Source organism: Methylobacterium sp. WL64, assembly GCF_008039945.1.
Taxonomy (GTDB): Bacteria; Pseudomonadota; Alphaproteobacteria; order Rhizobiales; family Beijerinckiaceae; genus Methylobacterium.
The window spans coordinates 1-24,197 of the sequence record NZ_VRVA01000020.1; the positions used below are offsets into that span (position 1 = coordinate 1).

At 65.7% G+C, this 24,197-nt stretch carries 31 protein-coding genes and 1 pseudogene; 18 read left to right on the forward strand and 14 right to left on the reverse strand.

What is annotated here, in order from left to right:
- Positions 1 to 368: 368 nt before the first annotated feature.
- Positions 369 to 1,265, reverse strand: a complete 897-nt coding sequence (locus FV242_RS11925; protein WP_147939069.1) for a LysR family transcriptional regulator — start codon at positions 1,263 to 1,265, stop codon at positions 369 to 371.
- A gap of 117 nt (positions 1,266 to 1,382) precedes the next feature.
- Between FV242_RS11925 and FV242_RS11930 the strand changes: the two genes are divergently transcribed.
- From FV242_RS11930 to atzF, 5 genes are read left to right on the forward strand one after another with little or no spacing between them, the layout of a single operon-like run.
- Entirely contained in the window at positions 1,383 to 2,333 is a 951-nt protein-coding gene (locus tag FV242_RS11930) for an ABC transporter substrate-binding protein (protein WP_147939070.1), read from the forward strand.
- 23 nt (positions 2,334 to 2,356) lie between these two features.
- Positions 2,357 to 3,193 (forward strand): ABC transporter permease, encoded by an 837-nt coding sequence (locus FV242_RS11935; RefSeq protein ID WP_246692684.1) that lies wholly within the window; start codon positions 2,357 to 2,359, stop codon positions 3,191 to 3,193.
- The gene (locus FV242_RS11940) at positions 3,186 to 3,968 is read left to right on the forward strand and encodes an ABC transporter ATP-binding protein (RefSeq protein ID WP_147939072.1); all 783 of its coding nucleotides are present in this window, start codon (positions 3,186 to 3,188) and stop codon (positions 3,966 to 3,968) included. Before FV242_RS11935 ends, FV242_RS11940 begins: the two co-directional genes overlap by 8 nt.
- Positions 3,968 to 4,882: a polysaccharide deacetylase family protein gene (locus FV242_RS11945; protein ID WP_147939073.1), complete on the forward strand. Its 915-nt coding sequence runs from the start codon at positions 3,968 to 3,970 to the stop codon at positions 4,880 to 4,882. The genes FV242_RS11940 and FV242_RS11945 overlap by 1 nt, the downstream gene beginning before the upstream one ends.
- 49 nt (positions 4,883 to 4,931) lie before the next feature.
- Complete coding sequence (gene atzF, locus FV242_RS11950; protein WP_147939123.1) at positions 4,932 to 6,722, forward strand: allophanate hydrolase; 1,791 nt, start codon at positions 4,932 to 4,934, stop codon at positions 6,720 to 6,722.
- Positions 6,723 to 6,829: 107 nt separating this feature from the next.
- Here the strand turns inward: atzF and FV242_RS11955 are convergent, their stop codons facing one another.
- From FV242_RS11955 to FV242_RS34495, 4 genes are all read right to left on the reverse strand, one after another.
- Entirely contained in the window at positions 6,830 to 7,111 is a 282-nt protein-coding gene (locus tag FV242_RS11955; protein WP_246692678.1) for a GNAT family N-acetyltransferase, read from the reverse strand.
- Positions 7,112 to 7,189: 78 nt separating this feature from the next.
- Complete coding sequence (locus tag FV242_RS11960) at positions 7,190 to 7,417, reverse strand: hypothetical protein (RefSeq protein ID WP_147939074.1); 228 nt, start codon at positions 7,415 to 7,417, stop codon at positions 7,190 to 7,192.
- A gap of 2 nt (positions 7,418 to 7,419) precedes the next feature.
- Positions 7,420 to 7,785, reverse strand: a complete 366-nt coding sequence (locus FV242_RS11965) for a hypothetical protein (RefSeq protein WP_147939075.1) — start codon at positions 7,783 to 7,785, stop codon at positions 7,420 to 7,422.
- A gap of 603 nt (positions 7,786 to 8,388) precedes the next feature.
- Positions 8,389 to 8,532 carry a hypothetical protein gene (locus FV242_RS34495; protein WP_187278400.1) on the reverse strand — a complete coding sequence of 48 codons (144 nt, stop codon included), beginning with the start codon at positions 8,530 to 8,532 and terminating at the stop codon, positions 8,389 to 8,391.
- Between FV242_RS34495 and FV242_RS11975 the strand changes: the two genes are divergently transcribed.
- The 3 genes from FV242_RS11975 to FV242_RS11985 all read left to right on the forward strand — a co-directional run bounded on the left by FV242_RS11975 (position 8,525) and on the right by FV242_RS11985 (position 10,471).
- Positions 8,525 to 8,725: a hypothetical protein gene (locus FV242_RS11975; protein WP_147939077.1), complete on the forward strand. Its 201-nt coding sequence runs from the start codon at positions 8,525 to 8,527 to the stop codon at positions 8,723 to 8,725. The genes FV242_RS34495 and FV242_RS11975 overlap by 8 nt on opposite strands.
- A gap of 91 nt (positions 8,726 to 8,816) precedes the next feature.
- Positions 8,817 to 8,999, forward strand: coding sequence for a hypothetical protein (locus FV242_RS11980; RefSeq protein WP_147939078.1), 183 nt, complete (start codon positions 8,817 to 8,819; stop codon positions 8,997 to 8,999).
- Between the two features lie 1,097 nt (positions 9,000 to 10,096).
- On the forward strand, positions 10,097 to 10,471 hold the full coding sequence (locus tag FV242_RS11985) for a DUF4440 domain-containing protein (protein WP_147939079.1): 375 nt from the start codon (positions 10,097 to 10,099) through the stop codon (positions 10,469 to 10,471).
- A gap of 20 nt (positions 10,472 to 10,491) precedes the next feature.
- Here the strand turns inward: FV242_RS11985 and FV242_RS11990 are convergent, their stop codons facing one another.
- Positions 10,492 to 11,421 (reverse strand): hypothetical protein, encoded by a 930-nt coding sequence (locus FV242_RS11990; RefSeq protein ID WP_147939080.1) that lies wholly within the window; start codon positions 11,419 to 11,421, stop codon positions 10,492 to 10,494.
- A 110-nt stretch (positions 11,422 to 11,531) separates the two neighbouring features.
- Here FV242_RS11990 and FV242_RS11995 point away from each other — a divergent pair, with 110 nt between their 5' ends.
- Complete coding sequence (locus FV242_RS11995; protein WP_147939081.1) at positions 11,532 to 11,999, forward strand: hypothetical protein; 468 nt, start codon at positions 11,532 to 11,534, stop codon at positions 11,997 to 11,999.
- Here FV242_RS11995 and FV242_RS12000 read toward each other — a convergent pair.
- On the reverse strand, positions 11,971 to 12,501 hold the full coding sequence (locus FV242_RS12000) for a hypothetical protein (RefSeq protein ID WP_246692679.1): 531 nt from the start codon (positions 12,499 to 12,501) through the stop codon (positions 11,971 to 11,973). The two genes, FV242_RS11995 and FV242_RS12000, sit on opposite strands and share 29 nt — an antisense overlap.
- A 263-nt stretch (positions 12,502 to 12,764) precedes the next feature.
- On the opposite strand from FV242_RS12000, the gene FV242_RS12005 reads away from it, so the two are divergent.
- Together FV242_RS12005 and FV242_RS12010 are read left to right on the forward strand one after the other, a co-directional pair.
- Positions 12,765 to 12,929, forward strand: coding sequence for a Flp family type IVb pilin (locus FV242_RS12005; protein WP_147939082.1), 165 nt, complete (start codon positions 12,765 to 12,767; stop codon positions 12,927 to 12,929).
- A gap of 81 nt (positions 12,930 to 13,010) precedes the next feature.
- Positions 13,011 to 13,295: a hypothetical protein gene (locus FV242_RS12010; protein ID WP_246692680.1), complete on the forward strand. Its 285-nt coding sequence runs from the start codon at positions 13,011 to 13,013 to the stop codon at positions 13,293 to 13,295.
- Between the two features lie 106 nt (positions 13,296 to 13,401).
- On the opposite strand, the gene FV242_RS12015 is transcribed toward FV242_RS12010, so the two are convergent.
- A complete protein-coding gene (locus FV242_RS12015; RefSeq protein WP_147907891.1) occupies positions 13,402 to 13,590 on the reverse strand; it encodes a hypothetical protein in 189 nt (62 codons plus the stop codon).
- Positions 13,591 to 13,819: 229 nt separating this feature from the next.
- Here FV242_RS12015 and FV242_RS12020 point away from each other — a divergent pair, with 229 nt between their 5' ends.
- Positions 13,820 to 14,080: a hypothetical protein gene (locus FV242_RS12020; RefSeq protein ID WP_147939083.1), complete on the forward strand. Its 261-nt coding sequence runs from the start codon at positions 13,820 to 13,822 to the stop codon at positions 14,078 to 14,080.
- Between the two features lie 654 nt (positions 14,081 to 14,734).
- On the forward strand, positions 14,735 to 15,433 hold the full coding sequence (locus FV242_RS12030) for a thermonuclease family protein (RefSeq protein WP_147939085.1): 699 nt from the start codon (positions 14,735 to 14,737) through the stop codon (positions 15,431 to 15,433).
- An 18-nt stretch (positions 15,434 to 15,451) separates the two neighbouring features.
- On the opposite strand, the gene FV242_RS12035 is transcribed toward FV242_RS12030, so the two are convergent.
- Both FV242_RS12035 and FV242_RS12040 read right to left on the reverse strand, forming a co-directional pair.
- A complete protein-coding gene (locus tag FV242_RS12035; protein ID WP_147939086.1) occupies positions 15,452 to 15,895 on the reverse strand; it encodes a hypothetical protein in 444 nt (147 codons plus the stop codon).
- Positions 15,896 to 16,659: 764 nt separating this feature from the next.
- A complete protein-coding gene (locus FV242_RS12040; RefSeq protein ID WP_147939087.1) occupies positions 16,660 to 17,244 on the reverse strand; it encodes a thermonuclease family protein in 585 nt (194 codons plus the stop codon).
- A 170-nt stretch (positions 17,245 to 17,414) separates the two neighbouring features.
- On the opposite strand from FV242_RS12040, the gene FV242_RS12045 reads away from it, so the two are divergent.
- The 3 genes from FV242_RS12045 to FV242_RS12055 are packed head-to-tail and all read left to right on the forward strand — an operon-like array spanning position 17,415 to position 19,762.
- Entirely contained in the window at positions 17,415 to 17,720 is a 306-nt protein-coding gene (locus FV242_RS12045; protein ID WP_147907885.1) for a PepSY domain-containing protein, read from the forward strand.
- Between the two features lie 15 nt (positions 17,721 to 17,735).
- Entirely contained in the window at positions 17,736 to 18,398 is a 663-nt protein-coding gene (locus tag FV242_RS12050) for a response regulator transcription factor (RefSeq protein WP_147939088.1), read from the forward strand.
- Positions 18,395 to 19,762, forward strand: a complete 1,368-nt coding sequence (locus FV242_RS12055; RefSeq protein WP_147939089.1) for an ATP-binding protein — start codon at positions 18,395 to 18,397, stop codon at positions 19,760 to 19,762. Before FV242_RS12050 ends, FV242_RS12055 begins: the two co-directional genes overlap by 4 nt.
- An 84-nt stretch (positions 19,763 to 19,846) precedes the next feature.
- Here FV242_RS12055 and FV242_RS34500 read toward each other — a convergent pair whose 3' ends face one another.
- Together FV242_RS34500 and FV242_RS34505 are read right to left on the reverse strand one after the other, a co-directional pair.
- Positions 19,847 to 19,984 carry a hypothetical protein gene (locus FV242_RS34500; RefSeq protein WP_187278401.1) on the reverse strand — a complete coding sequence of 46 codons (138 nt, stop codon included), beginning with the start codon at positions 19,982 to 19,984 and terminating at the stop codon, positions 19,847 to 19,849.
- Between the two features lie 54 nt (positions 19,985 to 20,038).
- On the reverse strand, positions 20,039 to 20,398 hold the full coding sequence (locus FV242_RS34505) for a hypothetical protein (protein ID WP_187278402.1): 360 nt from the start codon (positions 20,396 to 20,398) through the stop codon (positions 20,039 to 20,041).
- A gap of 14 nt (positions 20,399 to 20,412) precedes the next feature.
- Here FV242_RS34505 and FV242_RS12060 point away from each other — a divergent pair, with 14 nt between their 5' ends.
- Positions 20,413 to 20,949, forward strand: a complete 537-nt coding sequence (locus FV242_RS12060) for a MucR family transcriptional regulator (RefSeq protein WP_147939090.1) — start codon at positions 20,413 to 20,415, stop codon at positions 20,947 to 20,949.
- 832 nt (positions 20,950 to 21,781) lie between these two features.
- Positions 21,782 to 22,012 (forward strand): annotated as a pseudogene (locus tag FV242_RS35440) (alpha/beta hydrolase); the annotation flags it as partial.
- Positions 22,013 to 22,117: 105 nt separating this feature from the next.
- Here the strand turns inward: FV242_RS35440 and FV242_RS35445 are convergent.
- Together FV242_RS35445 and FV242_RS12075 are read right to left on the reverse strand one after the other, a co-directional pair.
- A complete protein-coding gene (locus FV242_RS35445; RefSeq protein WP_147939092.1) occupies positions 22,118 to 23,209 on the reverse strand; it encodes a G1 family glutamic endopeptidase in 1,092 nt (363 codons plus the stop codon).
- The gene (locus FV242_RS12075) at positions 23,206 to 24,180 is read right to left on the reverse strand and encodes a phosphatase PAP2 family protein (RefSeq protein WP_187278403.1); all 975 of its coding nucleotides are present in this window, start codon (positions 24,178 to 24,180) and stop codon (positions 23,206 to 23,208) included. Before FV242_RS12075 ends, FV242_RS35445 begins: the two co-directional genes overlap by 4 nt.
- Positions 24,181 to 24,197: the final 17 nt, after the last annotated feature.

The following is a 24,197-nucleotide window of genomic DNA, read 5'->3' on the forward strand; positions in this document are numbered from 1 at the left end:
ATCCGGACGCTGCAGCCGCAGCACCAGTTCGATCAACTCCTCGCGGCTCAGCCGCTCAAGATCGGTACGAACCATCCCACGAGGGAATCAGCGAAACCCAACCCGCGCAAGGGGGTGGGTAATTACGAGTAATATGTAGCGCAAAAGCAATATTAGAACATGGATCGCAATTTTGATGACATTAATTGATGATTGATAGATGTTACAACAGATTTAGATCGTAATTAATGCATGTGATTTATAACTCGATAGATAAAAATTTCAATTTGTATTTTTTTCTTAATATCGTCTGACGCATCCGAAAAAATTACTAGAATATAAAAGCTACTTCATCAAGCGATACTGGTAATGCCCAACCAAACGATCGGTCAGACTGCTTCTCGATTGAGTCGAAGAACAAGCTGATCGGCAAACTTCGCCGCGGCCACCGAGAGGGATCGCCCGCGCAGCTGCGCGAGAACCAGCGTCATCGGCGTCAGATCGCGCGTGTCGATAGGACGACTGTGCAGGCGCGGATCCTGGGGGATGCCACTGGGGATCTGAAGGCTGATCACGTCCTCCCGTAGCGTCAGATTGCGCAAGAATTCTAGCGACCCTGATTCGACAGCCGGCCGTAGCTCGACGCCGCGCCGGGCCAGCGCGTGCTCCATGTGGTGGCGGATGGCCAGCGAGTGGTCGGGCAGCGCCAGGGCATGGGTCAGGCAGTCGCGCAGCCGCACAGGCCCGGTCTCCGCCGCCAGCGCGTGGCCCTTGCGCATCAATGCGCAGAGCGTCTGCTGGCCGGAATAGAGGAGATGCAGCTCCGCCGAGGGCGGCGGCTGCAGGATAAGGGCGAGATCCGCCTCAAAGGCTGCCAGGGCGCTCACCCCCTGCGCGTGGTCGCGGACCTGCACCGCGAAGCCGACCTGCGGGAAGCGTGCACGATAGGCCTCCACCTCTTCCGGCACCACCTGCGTGACGAAGGCCTGGCTGCAGGCCAGGGCCACGTGCCCTCGCCGCACCCCCGACAGGTCGGCGATCTGCGAGCGCACCCGCTCAAGATCCGCGGCCTGATCGCGGATGTGGCGGACGAAGAGCTCGCCGGCCGCGTTGAGCCGCATTCCCTGTGGCAAGCGCTCGAAGATCGGCGTGCCGAGCTCGTATTCGAGGTCCTGGATCTGTCGCGTTAGAGCCGACGGCGTGAGGTTCAGACGCTCCGCCGCGCGTCGGATCGAGCCGGCCCGGGCGACTTCGGCGACATAGGTGACCGTGCGCAGGTGCTTCATGCCTTCACCATGAGCGCCGTTGCCTGCGAAGCAACAGCGCGATCATCAAATAGCACTTCCTTGCAACAGGGGAGAATCCTAGCGTTTGCAGCATCGGGACTCTGAAGGAGCCATTCGATGATCCGCCGCCGCACTCTTCTGGCCGGTCTCGGGGCTGGCCTCGCCCTTGGCCCCCTGTCTGGCGCGCGCGCCCAGGGCACGCCCGTCACGATCCGGATGGGATCGCTCAAGCTCATCCACTCGATCGCGCCGAGTTTCTACGAGCGCTTCACTCCCGCGGGCGTGACGGTGGAGGTGGTGCCCTTCGAGAGCCCCACGGAATGCAAGAACGCCGTCGTCACCAAGTCGGTTGATTTTGGGACCTTCGGCATCGCCGCCGCGACGCTGGGAGCCGCAGCCGGAGAGCCGCTCGTGGTCATCGCCTCTACCTGCAACCGCGGCATGGCGGTGATTGCCAAAAAGGATTCTGACATCCGCGCCATCAAGGACCTGCGGGGCAAGCGGGTCGCGATCTGGCCCGGCAGCACCCAGGAGGTCTTCGTCCTCGAACGGATGCGCATGGAAGGACTGTCCGTAAAGGACATCACGCCCGTGCGGATCTCCTTCTCGGAGATGCACATCGCGCTGGCCCGCGGCGATATCGATGCCTATGTCGGCGCAGAGCCAGGGCCGGGCGTCAGCCTCGCCTCCGGGGTGGGGCAGCTCGTCGAGTATCCCTACGGCACCGAGATGGGGGCCCTGAACATGGTGTTCGGCGCCCACCGCGACACGCTGGCCGAGCGTCCGGACCTCGTCCGGACCATGCTGGAGATCCACCGGAAGGCCACGGATTTCGCTGCTGGAGACCGCGGCGCGATGATCGCCATGGCGGTGGTCAAGCTCGGGCAAAAGCGCGAGGCGCTGGAACTCTCGGCCCCGAACGTCGAGCTGACTTGGCGCCTTGGGCCGGACGAGGTGAGGCAGGCTGGGGCCTACGCCCAGCACATGCTGGCGCTCAAGCAGATCAAGCGCCTGCCGGAGCCCGGCTTCATCGACACCCGTTTCGTCGATGCGATGGGGCGGGCGTGAGCACCGGGATTGAGGCCGGCGCACTGCCGGCGTCTACGGTCGGATCGAGCTCCGCGCCTGCAGCTAAGACCAGCTCCGGGATCGCACGCCTGCGCCGCCTGGGGCTGGCCTGCGTGGTACCAGCTTTGCTCGTCGCCGTCTGGCAGGTCGCCACCGCGGGCCGGCCTTACAGCCTGATCCCGCCGCCCGCCGATGTCTGGACCGAAATGCAGGATCTCGCGGTTGGCGGGGTCAACGACGACGCCTTCAGCGGCACCCTGTGGACGCATCTCGCGGCTTCGCTGGGCCGCGTTTACGGCGGCTTCGCGCTGGCCGCTGCCGCAGCCCTACCGCTCGGCCTTCTGATCGGCCGCGTCCCGCTCATCCGGGCGCTCCTCGATCCAGTTCTCCAGGTCCTACGACCGGTCCCGGTCACCGCGTGGCTTCCACTGGCGATGATCCTGTTTGGCCTTGGTCCGCGCTCGGCGTTTTTCCTGGTTTTCCTTGGGGCGTTCTATCCGATCCTGGTCAACACCGTGTTCGGGGTGCGCTCGGTGGAACCGCGCCTGTTCGAGGCGGCCGCAATGCTGGGCTGCACCGGGCCAGCGCAGTTCGCCCGGGTGGTTCTGCCGGCCGCCCTGCCGTCGATCTTCACCGGTCTCCGGCTGGGCCTGGGCTTTGCCTGGGTGGTGATCGTGGTCGGCGAGATGACCGGCGTTCAGACCGGGCTCGGCGCGATCATCATGGAGGCGCGCCAGCTGTCGCGCACCGAGATCGTGATTTGCGGCATGGCGGTGATCGGGGTTGCGGGCTTCGTCTCCGACTGGCTGGTCATGCAACTTGGAAGACGGCTGCTTGCCTGGAGCCCCACCCATGGCTGATCCCTCGATCCCGATCCTCGACCTGCGGGCGGTTTCGAAGACCTACACGGCGGGCGGCCGCAGGACCGAGGCGCTGCGCGAGGCGAACCTCACCGTAGCCCGAGGCGAGTTCGTCTGCCTGCTCGGCGCCTCAGGCTGCGGGAAGTCGACGCTGCTACGCGTGGCCGCCGGCTTCGAGGCGCCGAGTGCTGGCGCCGCTCTGATGTGGGACAGGCCCATCGCCGGCCCCGGGCCGAGCCGCGGCATGGTCTTCCAGGATTATGGCCTGTTCCCGTGGCTCACGGTGCGCGACAATATCGGCTTCGGCCCGAAGGCGCGCGGCCGGCCCGCAGCCGAGGTGCGTGACGTCATCGAGCGGTACGTCTCGCTCGTCGGCCTCCAGGCCTTCGCCGACGCCTATCCGCACCAGCTCTCGGGTGGAATGAAGCAGCGGGTCGCCATCGCACGAGTGCTCGCCAACGAGGCGGAGGTGGTGCTGATGGACGAGCCCTTCGGGGCGCTGGACGCCATGACCCGGGAGCGGCTCCAGGACGAGTTGCTCGATCTCTGGTCGCGCACGGGTCTGACGATCCTGTTCGTCACCCACGCCATCGAGGAAGCCATCTTCCTAGCCGACCGCATCGTGATGATGTCACCCGGCCCCGGCCGGATCGAGGCGGTGCACTCGATCGACCTGAAGCGGCGGCGCGATGTGTCGAGCCCGGCCTTCAACGACCTGCGCCGGATGCTGGCCGCGCAGCTCCATAGTCACCACGCGCCGCGGGCGGCTGCCTGATGGACATCGCGTTGGACGATCCCCGCAGGCCCGAGAACCGCCTCGCCTACCGCGCCGCCGTCGACCGGCCGCGCCTGGCGCTGCCCGGGGGCCAACACGTCGCCGTCTGGCCGGTGGTCAATGTCGAGCACTGGCTGATCGACCACCCCATGCCGCGCCAGATCTTGGTACCGCCAACCGCCGCGAGTCTGCTGCCCGATCTGCCGAACTGGGCGTGGCACGAGTACGGCATGCGGGTCGGCTTCTGGCGCTTCCTCGAGGCGTTCACCAGCCGGGGCATCTGCCCGACCTTGTCTATCAACGGCTCGGTCTGCGCCGCCTATCCACACATCGCCGAGGCAGCCCACACGGCCGGCTGGGAGTTCATGGCCCACGGCTTCCATCAGGTCCCGACCCACCGGGTCGAGGACCAGCCCAAGATGATCGCGCGCACGGTCGCGGCGATCGCAGAGGTCACCGGGCGTCCGCCGCGCGGCTGGCTCGGCCCGGGCCTCACCGAGACCCTCGACACGCCCGATCATCTGCACGAGGCTGGTATCGAATACGTCGGCGATTTCGTGGTCGACGATCGCCCCTGCCGGGTGGCGACACGCACCGGGTCCCTCGTAGCGCTGCCGTACTCCGTCGAGTTGAACGACATTCCGCTGCTGGCCATCCAGCACCACCGGGCCGACGAGTTCGTCGAGCGGGCGGTTGCCAATTTCGACCGCCTCGCAGCCGAGGCCGCAGGTCCCGGTCCGCTCGGCGGCGCCAAGGTGATGAGCTTCGCGATCCATCCCTACATCACCGGCGTTCCACACCGCATCGGCCTGCTGGAACGGCTGCTGGACGCCCTGGTCGCGCGCAGCGACGCGGTCTTCATGCAGGGGACCGAGATCCTCGACTGGTATCTCGGATCTGGTGACGAATCCTGAACCTCCGAGCCGGCCAAAGACGAGGAGAGCCTCAGTGCCCCCCTTCCCGATGATTCCGCTTCTGCACGCAGCTTATGCGGCGGGCCTCGACCCGCGCGAAGTCGTAGCCGAGTGCTACCGGCGACTCGTGACAGTCGATGATCCCGGTATCTTCCTCGCGCTGGTGCCAGAGGCGGAGGCTCAAGCCGAAGCGGCCGCGCTCCCACCCTTCGACCTCGCGGTAATGCCGCTCTGGGGCGTGCCCTTCGCCGTGAAGGACAACATCGACGTGGCTGGCCTGCCGACCACCGCGGCCTGCCCGGATTTCGCCTACACCCCCACCGAGACCGCGCACGCTGTTGTACGGCTCCGCGCTGCCGGGGCGATCCTGATCGGCAAGACTAACCTCGACCAGTTCGCCACCGGGCTCGTCGGCCTGCGCACGCCCCATCCTGCCCCGCGCAATGCCATCGACCCAGCCTATGTGCCCGGAGGCTCCAGCAGTGGCTCGGCGGTGGCGGTCGCCCATGGGATCGTGTCGTTCGCCCTTGGGACCGACACGGCGGGTTCTGGTCGGGTGCCGGCTGCGCTCAACAACGTCGTAGGGCTGAAGCCGTCCCTCGGCGCGATCTCGAGCCGCGGGATGCTCCCAGCCTGCCGCACCCTCGACACGCTCTCGGTCTTCGCTGGTACCGTCGCCGACGCCGATACAGCCTTCCGCGTCATGTTGGGTCCCGACGGGCTTGATCCCTGGTCGCGGGCGCTGCCCGTAGCTCCCGTCCCCGTGGGGCTCCCGCCGGGCCTGCGCCTCGGGCTCCCGGACGCGGCAAGCCTGCGCTTCGGTGGCGACGGCCTATCGGAGGCGGCCTTCGCTGCTTCCGTCGCCGACCTTGAAACACTTGCCGGTGCGGCGGCGCCGGTCGACCTGAGCCCGATGTTCGCCGTGGCGGCGCTGCTCTACGACGGACCGTGGGTCGCAGAGCGTTACGCGGCGATCCGCCCGGTGATGGAGACGCGCCCTGGGATCCTGCACCCGACCACGCGGGCGGTGATCGGCGCCGCCGAACGCTACAGCGCCGCGGACGCTTTCGCGGGCCTCTACCGCCGGGCAGATCTGCGCCGGGATGCGGATGCCGTCTGGGAGCACGTCGACGTGCTGGCGGTGCCGACCTATCCGCGCCCACAGACCTGCGCGGCCTTGGTGGCCGACCCGATCGGCCCGAACAGCGAGCTCGGGACCTACACCAACTTCGTCAATCTGCTCGACTGGTGCGCCCTTGCGGTCCCGGGGCGGAAACGGGAAGACGGCTTTCCTGCAGGGATCACTCTGCTCGCGCCGCGCGGGTCGGACGGCCTCCTCGCCGCTCTCGGCGCGCGCCTGCATGCGGCCTCCGCTGAGCGGATCGGCGCCAGCACGATGGCTGTTCCAGCGGTGGAGCCGGGCCCGGTCCGGGCCGGCCCGCGCGAGATCGAGCTGGCGGTCGTCGGCGCGCATCTCTCCGGCCTGCCCCTGAACCGCGAGCTGACTGAGCGCGGCGCCCGCTACCTGCGCGCGGTGACGACCCGGCCCGATTACCGCCTCTACGCCCTGCCGGGCGGGCCGCCGCAGCGCCCGGGTCTACTCCGGGTGGCCGCGGGCGAAGGCAGCCACATCGAGACGGAGGTCTGGGCGCTGCCGCCCGCCGCCTTCGGCGACTTCGTGGCTGCCATCCCGACGCCCCTTGGCATCGGCACCCTGCGGCTCGCCGACGGGACGGCGCCAAAGGGCTTTCTCGTCGAGGCGGCTGGCGTCGCAGGTGCGGACGACATCACCCAGTTCGGCGGCTGGCGCAGCTACGTGGCCGGTGGTGCCGCCGCCTAATAAACCTGCCGCTTCTAAGAAGTCCCTGGACTCAAAGGAGCGGCCACGCACCTTGCTATGCCAAGGCCGACGATCTCAATTGATCTGAATAGCCTGTGTTGGCTACCTCACGCGATCAGATCGCGGTGCGCGTGGTGCCTGTGCAGCCAAGTCCTGGCGTAGCCGCACAGAGGTACAATCCGCTCGCCGCTTGCCCGGGCCTGTGCCACCACGCCATCCATGAGCCGTCCAGCAGCTCCGGTGCCTCGCAAGGCAGGTGGTGAGTAGACGTAGCTGATGATGAGGCAGCCTGCTTCGCGCCGATAATCTGCGAACACAACTGCATCGCCGGCCCCCAGCTCGAAACGGCTTTGGTCGACGTTGTTGCGCACCGAGTCCGTCATGTTCATCCCTTGCCTAACATCAATCGTAGAGCATTTTGCCGCCTTCAGCCGGATTGAAACGTCTAAACGTCGTCGGTGTCCGGCTTATCGCTCCATTTCAATTCCAACATAACCGGCCTGGATTTGCATGCTGTGGAGATTGTCGGGCTGGAAAACCCAGTCGCCGGCTTGGGCGGCAGGCCCTCGATCTTGATCATCTAACAGCGCGACGATCCGCTCTACGACATCGAGCGCGAGCTGCTCGAACTCCTCCCGCGGAATGGCTTTGGCCATCACCCGACGGCTGGTGGGAAATGGAACGACATTGCTCATGATCAGCCCCAGGCCTTCACGGCTTCCATGAGGAGATCGCGATCCCGGATCGCCCCCTCGCATAAGATCTCGTCCTTGATGCGCAGGCTTAGGGCTTCGTCGCGCTGCCAGTCGTCCTGCGGCCTTCGCAGACGCGCCTCATCGGCGATGCGGTCACGGATCAGGGCCGCACGCGAGGCTTCCTGCTCAGCAAGATCGCCAGCTGCATTCGGACGCACGCCGACGATTGGGTCATGGCTCTCTGCGAACGGCTGACAGCCTACCTCGAGCCACTGGTGGTGGATCGCCTTGAACACGTCGAAGAGATTGCTGAGCTGGGAGATGTTGAGTCCGCTCAGCTCCACCGCGTCAGCCTGCGTCTTGGCCAACGGCATAGGTTGAGGCGCAGCCGGCTCCTCGGCTTTCCGTCCCAGAACCCGGGCGGCCGAGGCACCTACATCATCGAGGAGAACGGCGAAGGGCCGGGTGTGCGACTGCGGAAGGCCTGAGGACCAACTGGCCGTGGCGCTGGCGCAGGATGCTGTGGCCTGAAGATCACGCGAAAACTGAATTGGCGAACTGTTTAGTTTTGGACCTAGTGGCGGCCCTCAGTCTCCGGCCATCAAGGGTGACGCTCTAGTAGGCCCCCGTCATGCCCGCTGACCTCTCCGACCGTTTTCATCGTTACCTCGTGATCGTCCTGCTGTGCGGGGGAGGAGCCATGATGGGGGCGGCTTGGATATGGGACACGCTTTGATGGCCTCATTTTCCGAGCATCTGAAAGCGAAGGGCTACCTGAAGTGACGGGCTCCCACGCTGAGCCCGACAAGCTGGTCGAGGTCGCCAGGCTCGCGACGGCAATCGCTAACCGCATCCTCGAACAGAACGAGGCGGGCACGACGATCCCGCCAGAGCAGTTCATCATGCTCGTCCGGGCCGCCAGAATGCTCCAAGACAACGGCGCCCCGTGGCCGCCTTCCGTGGAGCACGTGCTAATGGAAGTGGCCAAGCGTGCCGAGCCAGCTGAGGTAGCTCCCCAGGTTGGCCCGGCTGCGACGAAGGGTGACGACGTCGTGGGGCACCTGACGCAAGTTCTCCATGCGATACGGCGGCCGTAGGAAAGCGAACATGCGCATGGGACGATCGAAGCGCAGGCTGCCCGACAGCCTGCCCCAGCACCTGTCGGATCCGAAGATCGTAGCCTTTCGGCCCCGGAACCGCCGGCGCGGCGTTTTTCAGGGGTCCGAGGCGGCAAAGAAAATCGGGATCTCGGCCGTGACCCTCATCGTCGTCGTGCTGGCAGGTGGGTACCTGCTGCGCCTGTGGTAGACTGATCGCTACGCGCTCACAGTTTGGCTCACCGGTCAGGGCTACGTGCGGCACCGCGAGGATCCTGAGGGCGCAAACTAAGGAATCCAGTTTGCCTGAAAATCATAGCAAAGAGCGGAAGCAGGCCGACGCCGCGTTCGCCAAGATACAAGATCATCCTGGCGACAAAACCTCCGTCGCGCCGGGTATCAGCGATGCGGATCAGAACACGGCTCGGCTGAAGGCTGCACGTTTGGAACGGGATGGGTCCACGGGCGAGCTGAAGAAGCTCTGACACACAGTGCTTGCATCTCAACCACTCCCAATCATCGCGGAGGGCCAATGTCTCACTTCCCGATTATACGCTCCAACGATCACACAAGTCTGCACCTGAAGGCTGAGACGCGCGAGACGAACTCCACGGAGGTCTGGATTGAAATCGAGGAGAAGCGTCAGGTCGTTGAGGAGCGGACAGCGCGCCTGAGAGCAATGAGGCTGGCGCGTGAGAGTGTCGGATCCTGAGAGCATGAACTGACGCTCCTCACCGAACACCTGAAGGCGAAGGGCTATCTGAAGTGAAGTCATCCGGGTCGCGATAATCCTGGGTGTCGCGGTCCTGTCGGCGGGAGCCGTGAATATCCTCAACGGCATCGGCTATGAGCATCCTCAGCTCATGGTTTTAGCAGCCGGGCTTTTTGCGTGTGTCGTCATCGCCTTCCTGAAGTGACCGCCCTTGAAGCCGCCAGCGTCATCTTCATCCAACAGAACGGCCAGGGGCCGCAGGCTTGCGACGGGTGCGATGCTTGGTTCTTGGCGGCCAAGCGCCGGCATCATCCAACTGTTCCAGAATGTATGAGTCGGGATTGCGGCCCATCATGTGCTGCCTTGCCCGCCAGTCGCGTTGCTGCGGCGAGAGCAGGTGAATCCAAGGCGGCGGTCCGTTTGGGTCAACGACCCGGTCCTGATCGTCATCCATCGTGGCCTACCTTGGGTTTGCGGCAAGGCAGAACTTACACGAGATCGGTCCGGCCTGGGTTTTGATGGGTCCGGAGGGTAGTCCCGATCAGTCCGTCACCATTTCTCAGGCCCTTTCCAGCCGGATTCGATCACTACCGCCGTCCTGGCGAAGGAGGGCTGCAGCTACCTGCCCGCGAAAAGCATCACGTCATCCCGGGCAGCGCGAGACCGCTGCGAACGAGCTCGTCAACGCCGCTCGCTGATCATGAGCTCGGCGGCGAGCGTGCAACGGGAGAGGTAGGAGGCGGTCGACATCGTTCAGCTTTGCCGCGTAGGTCCGGGCGGGTGTCCAGCGCGTCTGCTCCAGGTCGCAGGCGGAACGAACGTGTCGGCGGTCCGCTTTCCTCTACAATCCGAAGAATCAGGGAGAGCGCTGTGGACGATGATCGCGTGTGGTCGTTCGAGAAGAGCCTGTGGACCTGCGACGCCGAGCACTACCGTGAGCTCGTGGACGAGGAATGCCTCATGGTCCTGCCACAGCCGCCATTCGTCCTCAGCGGGACCCAGGCCATCGAGGCGGTCGCGTCCACACCGCGGTGGGCTGAGATCGAGATCTCGGATGAGCGGATCAGCCGTCCGCAGGAAGGCCTCATCGTGATCGCCTACCGTGCCAAGGCGAGCCGCGACGGCGAGACGTACGAGGCGCGCTGCACCTCGACCTACCGACGGCTGGAGCACGAGGTCTGGCGCGTTGTGCAGCACCAGCAGACGCCTCCGCTCGTGACACCCGCTGCAGAAGTCAGCGGCTGATAGGCGGGATACGGGGCGTCTCAGGGCCCGACGAAATCAATCGACTCGTCGGGCCCGTGCGTCGGCGGAATGACACGCTGGACCTCGACCACATCGTGCTGGACCGACGTCAACCGACCGCCCTTATCGTAGGCGTAGGCATAGCGGACCATGCAGGCGAGTGCAGAGCCTGGCACGATTGGTACCGCACCCGCCCGAAACCGTTGCAGCCACACCTCGTCGAGGATCGCAGCCGTCACGGTGTCCCGCCCGTGCTTGAACTCCCACTTAGCCTCGCCGAGGTAGTCCGGCCGCCTGACCAGCAACTGCATCGGCAGGACACCGCTCGACATGCTGCCTTCGGCTTCGGTGACGAATTCGCTCGGGCGCTTGGTATCCGCGACGTTGGCCTCGTAGGCACCGGCATCCGTCGTCAGTAGCAACCGGTCGCCCGGAGATAGTGCCGCCTTGCCGGCCTGGATCTGATCGAGCGGCCTCACGAGGTCGTGCAACTCAATTTGCGCCGGCTGCGGCAGATGCCGGATCGGGGACGATTCGGCCAGCGCCTGGAGGTCGTCTCTGAGCTGTACGAGCCGCTGGCCCTCGTTCACCGCGTGCTTGGCGTCGAGGTACTCCAGGGTTCGATGCTTACCTTTGACCAGTATCGAGCCAACCGCCTTCTTCCAGTCGCCGGACTTCAGAACCTCGTCGTCGGACTGGCGCAGCCGTGTGCGCACCCAAGCGGTGATTGAGGCCGCCTCGACGTCCTCCAGCACCATCAGCGGCACGATGCGTGGGTCGAGTGCCGAGATGACGACGCGGTCAAGCCCCTCCAGCCCTTCGAGGATCGTCACAAGACCGCCGAACACGCGGCGCGGGCTGGCGGTGCCTTTGGCGAAATCGATCGTCACGCCGAGATCCGCGTCGGCAGGCTTCATGATCAGCGTCTCGGAATGGATCAGCTGAGGCATGATACCTGCAACCTTGGGTAAGGCGAGCGGGTCAGCTGCCCTCAACACCGCCATTCCGGTGGCTACTTTGCATAGACGCACCTCATCGAAGCGGACAGCACGACGACTTTATGCACCGCACTCTGATCCTGGCTATCCTTTGCGGCTGCCTTCCGACCGCTGCGCTCGCCGATCCATGCGACGTGCAGACCGCCGAGATGGTCGAGGCGACCGGTGCAACCTTCGTGCGTCGGTCGCCCAGCGGGGACAATGTGTTCCTGTGGCACCCCCTTGCTGAGAGCTTCATGTTGAGCTGTCGCGACCGCATTGGCGTCGGACCTGGCCACATCAGCCTGAACGTCGAGACGGCCTACCCCCCAAACGATTTCTTCGACCTGATTGGCAAGGCAGCCTCATCCTCCCTCAAGGTCCCCGCGGCCGAAGCCGGGCGCCTGGCGATGCGCTGCCATAAGACCGCGCCCGCAGACAGGGACGAGCTGAGCCAGGCGGACTCCAAGGCTATCCACGTCGAATGCCAGTCCTTCCGTCGGGACGGCGGCGGTACCATCGTCAGCGTGTGGCCGCCGAACCCGCGGTAATGGCGGGGACCGCGACGGTCTCCTCCGGCCGTTCCCGCCGCGCTACGATCCGGCACCGATCCCGAAGCGTGACCTCGTGCTTCGGCCACAGCTCGCAAGCGGCCTCGAACGCGACTCGTGCCATGGCGATGGGGTAGATCACCGCGAGCTGCGCCTCGACGCAGCCGCCCGTCTCCTTCCACACCTCGATCGTGAACGGCACGCCCGGCGGGACCGGCGTCGTGGGTCTGGCCGGCGGCGGAAGCGTGATCGCGGCCAGGCACAGGTGCTCGTACTTCCGGGCCGGCGGCGAGCCGGGCGGCCGCTGGTAGCGGCACGAGGCCGTCAGGGTGCGGAGGATGTCGAGCGTCGACATGTCCGGCCCGAACCGCTCGCGGAGGCTGGCGACCGAGTACCGACCGGACCGCTTGCAGGACGAGCAGTCCACGTAGACCCGCCCGGGCAGAACATCCCGCAGAGACCCCAACGCCATCGCCTCCATTCTGGAACGAAGGTGGAACATGCCAGATCCGGCCGCGCGGTTCAGCAGGCCACGCCCTGGGCTGGCAGCGTCCCGGTGGAGGACTGTGGATCGCGTCGGAGAACGCCAGCCCTGTCAGGCGCTTCGAGCGCCCCAGACACGAAAAGACGTCGCCTTCATCGTCGATGATGGCGAAACGCACTCAACAGGGGATTGGTGGGGACCTGGTAGCGGTTCTTCACAAGCCGTAAACGCGCCATCGGTATCACGGGGTTGTGAGCCCTGACCGGCGCAGGATCCCCGTGATGCCTCGGCTGCTGCAGCGGTTCGCCCGCGACGAGACCGGCGCCACCGCTATCGAGTACGGCATGATCGCCGCCCTGATCGCCGTCGTCATCATCGGCTCGCTCAGGCTCGTGGGTTCGCGGCTTGGCGGCAAGTTCAGCGCCATTGCCGGCAACCTGAATTGAGCCGAGTCCTGCGGATAGGTCCGCTCTCTCGACCCTAACCGAGTGCGGTCTGGGAACGACGCTCCAAGGGGGCAGTTCAGCTTGTTCGCCAGCCGTGCCGTCGGCTGGCAATTCGCAGGCATTCAGGGGCCGATGCACAAGCTTCCGCCCATGAGCTTGTACCAGCTCCGCCTACTGTCCGCAGACGGGCCGCGCTTCTACAAAGTGACCGCCTACCTGCGGCGGCTGGAGGTGCTCCAGCTGATCGACGCGACCGGACGAACCGACATGGCCCTAGGCAGCATCGAGTATCAAATCACCGACGCTGGGCGAGCTGAATTGGCGGAACGCTACGGCCCTGCGTCTCCGCCGCCGACTGCTGAGTGATTCAGGTCCTCAGCTGAACCCCGCTCCTTTCCACGTCACCGGGCCATGGGCCTTTACGCTCGGCCCTGCCCCGATCTGCTCATGGGGCGGGGCGGAACTCGGCCGATCAAAAGCGGCGCATGTGCTCTCCGAGTTCGAGGCGCATCCCCGCTTCGAAGCCGATGTGCCACGCCCGGACTTCAGAAGTTAGCATGCCGGCTTCCTGATGCCCCTGGGCCACGATGACCCCGACCTGCTCAAGCCGGCGCACGACGCCCTCGACGCTGCCTGTCTCCGGGCTCAGCGTCTTGATCATCTCGCTCGCTGCAAGCCGGCCAGCTTTTTCGCCTCGAGCGGTGGGAGCTAGCGGCTTGCTATGTGGCGGCATGGGTCTCGATTGCCTCACCTAAGTGAGCCGATACGCAACGCGGCTCGTGAGACAGGATGGCGCCGGGTGGTTACCAGCTCTTGTCGCCAGCCAATATGTTGTTGCCCCACGACTATACCCTGCGTTAGCGGCGGGTCAGGGAACAGGATCGGGCCGCATGGACGATGACGATCGCGAATTCGAGCATTCCTCGCTGTTGGGCGCGTTCGCCCGCGACGGCGAGACGGTCGAGGTCGAGATCTACCGGTTCGAAGGGGAGACAGGCCGGTGGCGCATGGAGGTGGTCCATCTCTCCGGCTGCGTTCGGTGGGAGACCACGTTTGCGACCGAAGCAGAAGCGCACGCCGCTTTCCTCACGATGATCGAGGCCGTGGGCACAAGGTACTTCGTCGGCGATCGCCCAAAGGCCCGGCACTGATCGAACGGCACGGCACGAAAAAGCCCGCGCCGGCGAACCGGGCGGGCGAAGGTCAAGGAGTCCCCCGGTGCGTTACGCCAGGCAACGAGTCGACCGTATCAGCATTGCAGGCGCAGGAGAGCCCGCTGCGATGACAGATCGGGCGGGCTCTCAGCCTCGGACAAAGGTGTCACCGCGGAGTTCGACGCTGGCGTTCACGTACCATGTGGCGGGCCACCACGATGGAAGCCTGCGGTGGCTAAACTGCGCAGCCTGTGCCGTTTAACCGCCGCCACCGTTGCCGGCACCACCGCCGCTGCCACCCGTCGAACGTGACCCGCGAGAAGGCTGACCTGCATTGCCACCAGCGGCCGAGCTCGACGAGCCACGCCCGCCGGTGTTGTTCGTGATGGGGATGCCCGTCCGCTTGGCCGACTTCATGTGACGTGAGCGCGCATCAGCCGGCGCTGTCGTCTGTGAGAGTACGAAAGATGACAAGGCTAGGGCGCATGCGCCAAGAAGGAGCTGCTTCAAAACGGTTCTCCGATTCAGCCGATAACGAGCAACCCGTTGCGGAAGCATAGTATCCGCACCGCCATTCGATCGTCCGTCCTTGGCTCGGCATCGCGCTCTCGAACCGGTTGCCGGAAGCCGCGGATCGGCTATCGCTTCGGGATGCGCCACACCCTCCTCGCTCTCCTGCTGCTGAGCGGCCCCGCTCTGGCTGCCGAGCCCATCACCGGTCGCGCCTCCGTCACGGACGGCGACACCGTGGTGATCCACGGAACCCGCATTCGCTTGTTCGGCATTGACGCGCCGGAGAGCGCTCAACTCTGCCAGGACGCGGCGGGCAAGGACTATCGCTGCGGCCAGCGGGCGGCGCTGGCGCTGGCCGACCGGATCGGCGAGGCTCCCATCTCCTGCGAGCCGCGCGACACGGACCGCTACGGGCGCACCGTTGCGGTGTGCAGGAAGGGCACGGAGGATCTGAACGCCTGGATGGTCCAGCAGGGCCTCGCCACAGCCTACCAGCGGTATTCCCGCGATTACGTCCCGGCCGAGACGACTGCGAGAGCTGCGAAGCGCGGGCTCTGGGCTGGCACCTTCGATCCACCGTCGGACTGGCGGCGCGCCAAGCGTGCGGGTGGCGTCGAGACCAGGCCGGAGATGGAGAAGCCCCCGGCAGCCGCGCCGGCGCCAGCGCCGGTCACCTGCGCGATCAAGGGCAACATCTCGCGGAAGGGCGATAAGATCTATCACCTGCCCGGGACCCGGGACTACGAGCGCACCGTGATCAACGCCGGCTCCGGTGAGAGGATGTTCTGCAGCGAGGACGAGGCGAAGGCGGCCGGCTGGCGGGCGGCACGCGGGTGATCGGACTTCCAGCCGCGCTCACAACTGCCCGATTATGCGATCCCACCGATTACGATATGGGGTCATCCGCTCCAAGACCGCAGCGCCGGGGTTCGTTACCGCGTAGACCCCGTTCTCGGCCCAGAACTTGGACGCGCTGAACGTGGCGCCGAGCGCCTCCTCAATCCTCGCCAACGAGTCGAAGACGTAGAACTTGGGCGTGGCTTCGAGCCGCCACACGAGCACAAGGTTGGTCGACTTCCTGAGCCAGCTCTTGTGGAAGTTGAAGGCAACGTTCGAGGCTGATTTGACCTGGACCGGAACGATGCGACTCGGCACGGTCGAGGCCGGCTCCAGGCGATAGGCCAGCAGGTCGACGCCTACATCGGAATGGGGCTGGGCGACCTCGACGCCACGGCGCATCAGTTCGGCCGCCACCATCATCTCGCCGGCCTTCCCGATCAACGCCGAGCGGGCTGCCATCGCCGATCGCTGCATTGGCGCCCCGACCCGAAGGCTTCGCTAGTCAGACGCTACGTCGGGTCTGGAAGGGCGACAAGGCGCTTTGGGTGTGCAGGCCCGGGCATGCTCCTCCCACCCTCGATCACCCGCCATCCGGTCTGCGCGGCCCGAGGCTACCCACGGTCAGAGCCAGTCGGCCATGTCGTCCTTGGTCCCGGGCTTAGAGATCCCAAGATCGTCCGTCATGCCGCTGCGGCCCCGCACCCTGAGCGCCGTCGCCCGCCGCCGGTGACCGCGAAACTGATCTGGCCGTGGAAAACCATGTCGCCCAGCCGGTCGACATGCTTGCCGAACGCATCGACGTGTTGCCCGATGCGCCCCGAGCGCCGACCCCGCCGACGCCGCCGGCAGGGGCTTCCGGAACGATCGACCGGATCGCCCCATCTGGCATCCGCATGGTGCCGTTGCCGAGGTCGAGCCGCTCACTGCCGTCAACGCCTATGGGAGAGCAGAGGCCATGAAAAAGCCCGCGCCGGCGAACCGGGCGGGCGAAGGTTGTGACCTCGAACTCGGGGGAGTCGGAAATCGCGCGGACCATACCCCAAATACCGGCATAGGAAAGCCCGCCACGATGCTGGATCGGGCGGGCTTTCAGCCTCGGACAAAAGTGTCACCGCGGTGCCCGAGGCTCTGATGGCGCCAGCTGTTGAGACGGGCGCCAGAGGCAATTGTAGTGCTGCAGCGCAACAGGAACACTCGTAGTGCACTACGTCAGGCGACGAGGGTTATGTGGCAGGGACGACATCGACCTGTCTGATCCGTCTCTCAGCTGGGTCCTGGAACACCCCGGACCACAGACCCAGATGCTGCCCCCACGCCCGCTCGGCGGCCTTCGTGTAGTCCAGCCCATGGGTCCGATCTGGCACGGCGTAGCCACGCCCGACCATCCAGGCGCCAAGATCCTCGTCACCGACCCGGCAAATCGCTTCGACCGCACCCCCGGCCGTACCGCTGCGTGGTTCACAGGCGATGATAGCGCCGCCGATATGGTCTTTGAGCGCTCGGGCCGCCGTTCGACCGCATGCATAGGGCCGATCCTGTGTGTCTGAGCAGGTTTGGTCAGCATCCGGCGCTACGATGCCGTAGAGGCTGATGCGGCTGACGCCGACCACAACGGTCTCGCCGTCGAGCACCCTGGCTGGGCCGCGTAGAGTCTCGCCTGCTTGGGCGGGGGCATGCCATGCGAGCCCGCCTGCGAGTAACGCTGCCAGCAAAGGCAGCCGCGAGCGGCGGCCGGTCTCATCGGGGCACAGGATGGTACCGGCGAGGCCGGCGGCGCAGGCGAGGAGGGCACCGAGGATCAGGGACATGGGTCGTCTCCGGAAGAGGTCTGGTCCCCTTCTGCTTGAGAGCCGCCTCGCAACCCTGACGGCCCTTGTCAGCCTGCCGTCAGGCAACCGGAGCTATGCCTGTACGGTCACGGGATGATTTCGGGCGACCGGACCCCACCTCTCCCCGTCATGGCCGAGCCCGAGCCCGTATGATCCAGCTCCCGTCCCGACGCGCCGCGCTCATGCTGTTCGCTTGCGTGGCTTGGCCGGCGCACGCCTCCGAGGATGCCGATCGCGCCCGTCGCGCCCTGGAGAAGGGCGAGATCCGCCCGCTCGACGAGATCCTGCGCGCCGCCCGCGAGGCGGTGCCGGGAGACGTGGTGGCGGTCGATCTCAAGCGCGACGATGGGCAGTGGCTGTACAAGCTGCGCATTCTCGGCACCGACGGAAAGCGCCGCTCCGTAAAGGTCGATGCTGGCTCCCTCAAGATCCTGGACGAAGACGACGATGATTGAGCGCGGGAGCAGGCCGTGCGCGTCCTAGTGGTCGAGGACGAACCGCGCATCGCCGCGGACTTGAAGCACGGGCTCGAGCATGCCGGCTACGTCGTCGACGTGGTCGCGGACGGCGAGGCGGCGTGGTTCCGCGCCGAGACCGAGCCCTACGATGCGATGGTGCTCGATCTCGGCCTGCCGCGCCTCGACGGGCTCGGCGTGCTGCGGCGGCTGCGGGCGGCGGAGGTGGCGCTGCCCGTGCTGATCCTCACGGCCCGGGATGGCTGGCGCGAACGGGTCGAGGGCATCGATGCCGGCGCCGACGACTATCTGGTCAAGCCGTTCCGCATGGAGGAGCTGAACGCACGCCTACGAGCGATCCTCCGGCGCACGGCCGGCCACGCCTCGCCGGTGCTCCGGGCCGGAGACGTAGAACTCGACACCCGCACCCGAGCGGTGAGCGTCGCGGGCCGACCGACCGAACTGACCGCCCTCGAATACCGGCTCCTGGCCTTCCTGCTGCACCGGCAGGGGCAGGTCGTGCCGGCAGGCGAACTCCTGGACCACCTTCACGGCGTCGGCACCGAGCGCGAGACCAACGCCCTTGAAGCGCTTCTGACCCGCCTGCGTCGCAAGCTCGGGTCCGGGGTAATCGAGACCCGTCGCGGCCAGGGCTACCGCATCCCGGATGCAACGTGAGGCGCGACTCCCTGCAACTGCGGCTGGGGCTGGCGGCGGCGGCGCTCATCGGGCTTGCCCTGCTGCTCGCCGGCGTCGGCCTAACGGTGATCCTCGACCGGGTGCTCGACGTTCGCACCGCCGACGAGCTCGACCGGACCGCCAAGCTCATCGCCGGCCGGGTCAACCTCGCCGCGGATGGGAGCCCGATCGTCTCCCGGGAGCCGCCGGACCCGCGCTTCGCCACGCCTTATGGCGGACTGTACTGGCAGGTTGAGGCTGGGAGCCAGGTCCTGCGCTCGCGCTCGCTCTGGGACAAGCGCCTGGACCTGGGACTCACTACCGGCGACTCCCCAGCGACCGTGGAGGCCACCGGGCCAGATGGCGGCCGGCTGATCGCCATCGTCCGCCCCCTGGAGATTGGCCCGCGCGGTGCCGAGACCGGCTTGCGGGTGGTCGTGGCGGAGGACCGTCGCGACCTAGCGGCGAGCCGGGCCACATTCCTGCGCCTGCTGGTCCCTGGGCTGGCGGCCCTGTTTGGGGTGCTCACCCTCGCCCTGTGGCTGTTCGTGCACCGGGCGCTGGCGCCGTTCCGCGTGCTGCAGCAGGATCTCGGCGCGGTCCATGCCGGGACCCGGACGCGGTTGCCGGATCATTTTCCCGACGAGGTTCTGCCGCTGGTAGCCGACCTCAACCAGCTGCTCGACGCTCAGGAGCGTGCCCTGATCCGAGCCCGGGCCGCGGCCGCCGACATGGCCCACGGCCTCAAGACGCCGCTTGCCGTGCTGGACGCCTTGGCGCGCCGGAACGGGCCGACCAATGCCGGCTTGTCGGAGGAGATCGCCGAGCAGGCCCGGGCGATGGCGGGCCAGGTCGAGCGCGCGCTCGCCCGAGCGCGGATCGCTGCAGCCGGCGACCTGCGGCGCCGGACTTGCCGGGTCGCCCCGGTGGCCGAGCGCCTGATTGCGACCATGCGCCGGCTGCCGGAGGGCGATTCGCTTGCCTGGGACATCGCCGTGCCGGACGGGCTCGCCTATCCGGGCGAAGAGGGCGAGCTGATGGAGGTGCTGGGCAACCTGCTCGACAACGCTCGCAAATGGGCGCACCGCCGCGTCCGAGTGGCTGGGGCAGTAGATGGTGGGGGCCTGCAGCTCACCATCGAGGACGACGGCCCTGGCATGAGCGAAGCCGCGATCTCCGGCATCGGTCGCGGCCAACGCTGGGACGAAAGCCGCCCGGGTACGGGCTTCGGTATCGCCATTGCCCGAGATATCTCCGAAGCCGCGGGCGTGAGGATGCGCTTCAATCAATCAGAGATGGGTGGTTTGCTAATCGAGCTGAGATGGCGTGGCTCGAGCGACGGTCTCAGACCCAGTCAGATCTGAATGCCGTGCGCGTTCGTCGCTGCCGAACTAACATCACCTTGGCTACCCTCCCCCGGAGATGGAGAGGGCTCGGAGGCCCTCCGATCAGATCGCCCGGGCCTTGTAGCGGACGATCCCGCATCTGTTCAGAAGATCAACCCGCTTGTGAGCCTCGTGCTGGCTGATCTTGGTGAGGAAAATATTGTTGAGCTTTGTGTCGATGATCCGGATTAACTTGGTCATTTGCTTGGTTCCTTCCTGCCGACGGCTAAAAAATAATTGCGAATGATTTTAGCATCAGCGAGCATTCGAAAGAAAAACGCAGGCCAGGCGAAATTTGCGCGCGCCGACGAAGGTCAGCTCAGTGTACTTCCTGATGTCGTGGGAGAACCCGACCGGCGTAAAGTTGGACCAGGGTGGCTGATAAAACGACCTGACGCTGCCGCTAGCTGTGGCGCCTACCGAGTAACTGCAAATCGCCAAGGTTAAAATAACCTCAGCGTTAGGCGTAGCAGAATGAACAAGCCCAGGAATGGGAAAAACGATCTCTGGCGATCCAATTGGGAAAATTCCTAAATAAAACGGGACTTGGATCAGATATGGCGTCCCGATCTCTTGACTCTCAATGCGGTTCGAATCGTTTGTGTGGATGAGCATGAAAGGATCACAACATGTCCGAGAACACACCCACCCCGCAAAATAACCATATCGAACTGAGCGCCGATATCGTGGCGGCATACGTGTCGAACAACAGCGTTCCGGTCGCCGAACTGCCGGCCCTGCTTTCCGGGGTCTACTCCGCTCTGTCCGGGCTCGGCCAGGGTGGCGCCCCGGAGACGTCCGCGGTCGAGAAGCCTACGCCTGCACAGATCCGCAAGTCCGTAAGAGACGACGCGCTGGTAAGCTTCCTTGACGGCAAGCCATACAAGACGCTGAAGCGGCACCTCAGCGGCAACGGCATGACGATCGAGCAATACCGCGAGCGCTTCGGTCTGCCGAGGGATTATCCCTCGACGGCCGCGAGCTATTCAGCGCAGCGCTCGGCGCTCGCCAAGAGTCTCGGGCTGGGTCAGCAGCGGCGGAAGGCGGGGGCAAAGACCGCCCAGACCGACGAGACCATCAGCGAGACGCCGAAGAAGGCTGCGGAGCCGGCCGCGAAGCCCACCAAGGGCCGCAAGAAGGCTTCATCGGCCGTCGCGGCCGAGTGAGATTGTTCGGTGCGGACAACCTATCGATCCAGACTGTAGGCAGATCCAGGACGTGGGCGGCGAGCGAATGCTGCCCACGCTCCAATCCAAGCTGCACTCAACGAGCTATCTCATCCGCCGCCGCCTCCATGAGTCACCATATCGCTTCGTTAAGCGTCGTATGGTCAGCCTGGCCGCTACAGCCGACTTGGATCGGCATGACAATTTCGGACCCATATGCGCAGAGATTCACGGCGCTCGTTCACCGTCGAGATCAAGTCTACTGATCGTCGACATGGGACCGTCATCCCTCGGCGCTCGGCCCCGCCAGCAGTCACCTCGCCGTGGTTCAGCACGATCGTCTCTTCCGAACCGCCAGCACCGGTCCCAGAGCAGCGTCGCGTCCTGCCTAGCCTCATCGTATCCGAGGCGGTCGAGCTGATGCCGGTTGCTGATGAGATCCGCATGAAGCGTTCGCGCGGCCGGCCTCGCAAGACCGCCCCCGCCCCGTGCGCGTCATTCGAAGATCTGGCTGACGCTGCACCTGCTTACCCGCTCTCGGTAGCCGCTGTGCCGCTGCCAGTGGAAGATTACGCTGCGGCGGCTCCCTCGCCAGCGCTTCGCTCCCTCAAGATTAAGCCAGAGCCGAACCTCGCACCTGGCGAGCGGTGGAAACGGCGTCTCGGGCGCTGGGCACGGTAAGCCCCGTATCTCGGGGGCCGGTCATGTGTCGAAGTCCGTGCTGTTTGGACATCGCTTCCCGGGCCGATGATCCAGGGAGTGTACCGGTCCACTTATCTGACCGCCCCTGTGCTGCGAGCTAATGCTGCCTCAAGGCACACAGGATAAATTTAACGCCGATGTGGCCGGCTTGCCGCCGATACTTATACTAGTCGGTTCTGCCGAGACGCTTCTCAAAGACGCCCTGCGGTTGGCCCGCCTTGCCGGCGCCGCCGACTTCGCCGTGGATCTGCAGATCTGGCCGCGGATGATCCACGCATGGCACCTGTTCTACCCAGACCTCGCTGACGGGCGCCGGTCCCAGTCGAGCGCGGGGCGATTCATGCGGGCTCACCTTAGAGGCGTCGCCGCGGGCTGGTCGCGCGGGTGGCCCGACTCGGGGACGACCCCCGACACGCCCGTGGCGCGGATCAGCCCATCGCAGTTGATCGATCAGGAGGGCTGCGCGTCAGCGCATACCTCCGTACGTCACCGTCAGCGCGGTCGGGCTGCGTCGCTTGGCAAGCGACAGGACCGCGATGCGGGCCGGGTCGGGCTCGCGTTCGAGCATCCTGATGTAGCGAGTCCCGTGCAGGATCTGCGGAACCCCAGATGACAGGGCCGGGAAATCGGCGGCTGGGCTTCCGACAGCGACGCACAGGTCAAACTCGGCGCTGTCGTAGTTTGGAAAGTTGTATATGTCCGAACTTCCGACGATGCTCGGTCGCTCGACGATCCATTCCGCGGTGGCGCCTGTGATTTTGGGACTTATCGTCTGGCCGCCGATGTCGACGGGCTGAGGGCCGTATTGGACGGCGATGCCGACCGGCGGCGAAGTCGAGAGATTGACGACGACGGCAACCACGCGCCGCGCATCGATCGCCGTCAGCACGCAAAGCACCTCGTCGCCTGGGGCGAGGGGAAGTGGGAGATACGTCGGCGCGTTGTGCGCGGCGTCTCGCGTCCACCATTGCGTCCACGCTTCGACCGTCACCGTGCCATCCGCGTGCAACAGGGAGACGGTGCCGACCTGTGGCAGCGACGCGTCAAGATACCGGCGCTGACCGTCGAGCCCGATCCAGTGGGAGCACGCATAGGGCAGGCCGGGCGTCCCCGCGTTCGGCGGGGCCGGGAAACGCAGCGTTTCAGGCGTCTTCCATGCCCCCCAGATCTGGGCGAACTGTCGGCCGCCGTTGGCCGTCAGATAGGCGCCCGCCCAGTTCCGGCTGGTGTCGAGCGGGCTCGCGGTCGCACTCAGGCGGTTGGCGCGCTGCGCGCTGATCCGATACGGGGTCGTCTCGATCCTCCGACGGACCACGGGGTCGAAAGCGAATGTTCTGAGGGCCAAGGTCTTTCCGAACCCGCGCTCCCACACGCGGTGCAAGATACCAGACGCCGCAGGCCCCGGTCGTGGCGGCAGGCCGAATCGACGAAGCTGAGTGGCATCGATATCGGCCGGCGTGATCGGCTGGGCTGGCGCGTCGAAGCCCGTGAATCGTCGCCGCAGATCATCGAGCACACGCTCATCGACGCCGCCAGAAGCGGACGATGGATCTCTCATGCCCACTCCTCCCGCGCAGCATCGACGGCGATCTGATACTTGCTGGCGCCTGGCGCGATCGCAGACTGTTGCAGCAGCGGTAAGGTGCTGATCGCGAGCGCGACGCCCCCATCCGTGTCGCTTTTGTAGTGAAGGCCGGCGATCTCCCTGTTTCTCGCTATTCTGTTAGCCAAGGTCCAAAGAACTACCGCGGCGGTGTCGTACATCTGCGAGCCCGCGAGCACGTCGCGCATACACAGCGCCATGAGGTGCGCCTGGGTCGCATGGCCGCTCGGAAAAGATGCGTGACCCGGGACTTGAACGGGAGGCATAAGTGCGGGGCAGAGGTGCGAGGGGCGTGGCCGCGCATAGTGACCCTTAAAATACATCGCCACGAACGTACCAATTAGGCTTGCGATTGTCAGAACCTTGTTCGTATTCGGGTACGATCCGGGTCGGGACGATAATGAATTCAGAAAATAGCTGATGAATTCGTCCGACTGGGAAACGATTTCGCCCAACGCGTCGGCCCGTTCCTCCTCGGCCGCGATGACGAGATCGTGGATCTCCTCGGTTACGTTCAATGCGCTGTTGCTACCGAGCCAATCCACGGGCGGGACGGCGGGAAACGCCGGAGGTTGTGCGGTGACCGGCGGAAGCTGCGGTATGCCGGGCGGCCATGCGGGGGTCATAGCGCGCCAACTCGTGGCCGAGAACTCGGCCAGGCACTGCCACGCGTACCACTCCGCCGACCAATTGCGATCGGGGAACTTCGAGTGCGCAATGACGGCGAGCGCCCCGATGGTCTCACCGGCAGGCACCACGGCCCCACCCGGTGGAGTGGCCGCAGGCGCGAAGATGAACGGAAGAGCGACCCGGTCGGGAAAGAACCATCCGGCGGAATTGCCCGAGGCGTTGCCGCCGCCCCCGGCGTTGCCACTGTTGCCGTTATTTCCATTGTTGCCGTTATTTCCATTAAAGCTCGCCGGCATATTCATTTCCTCTCAGA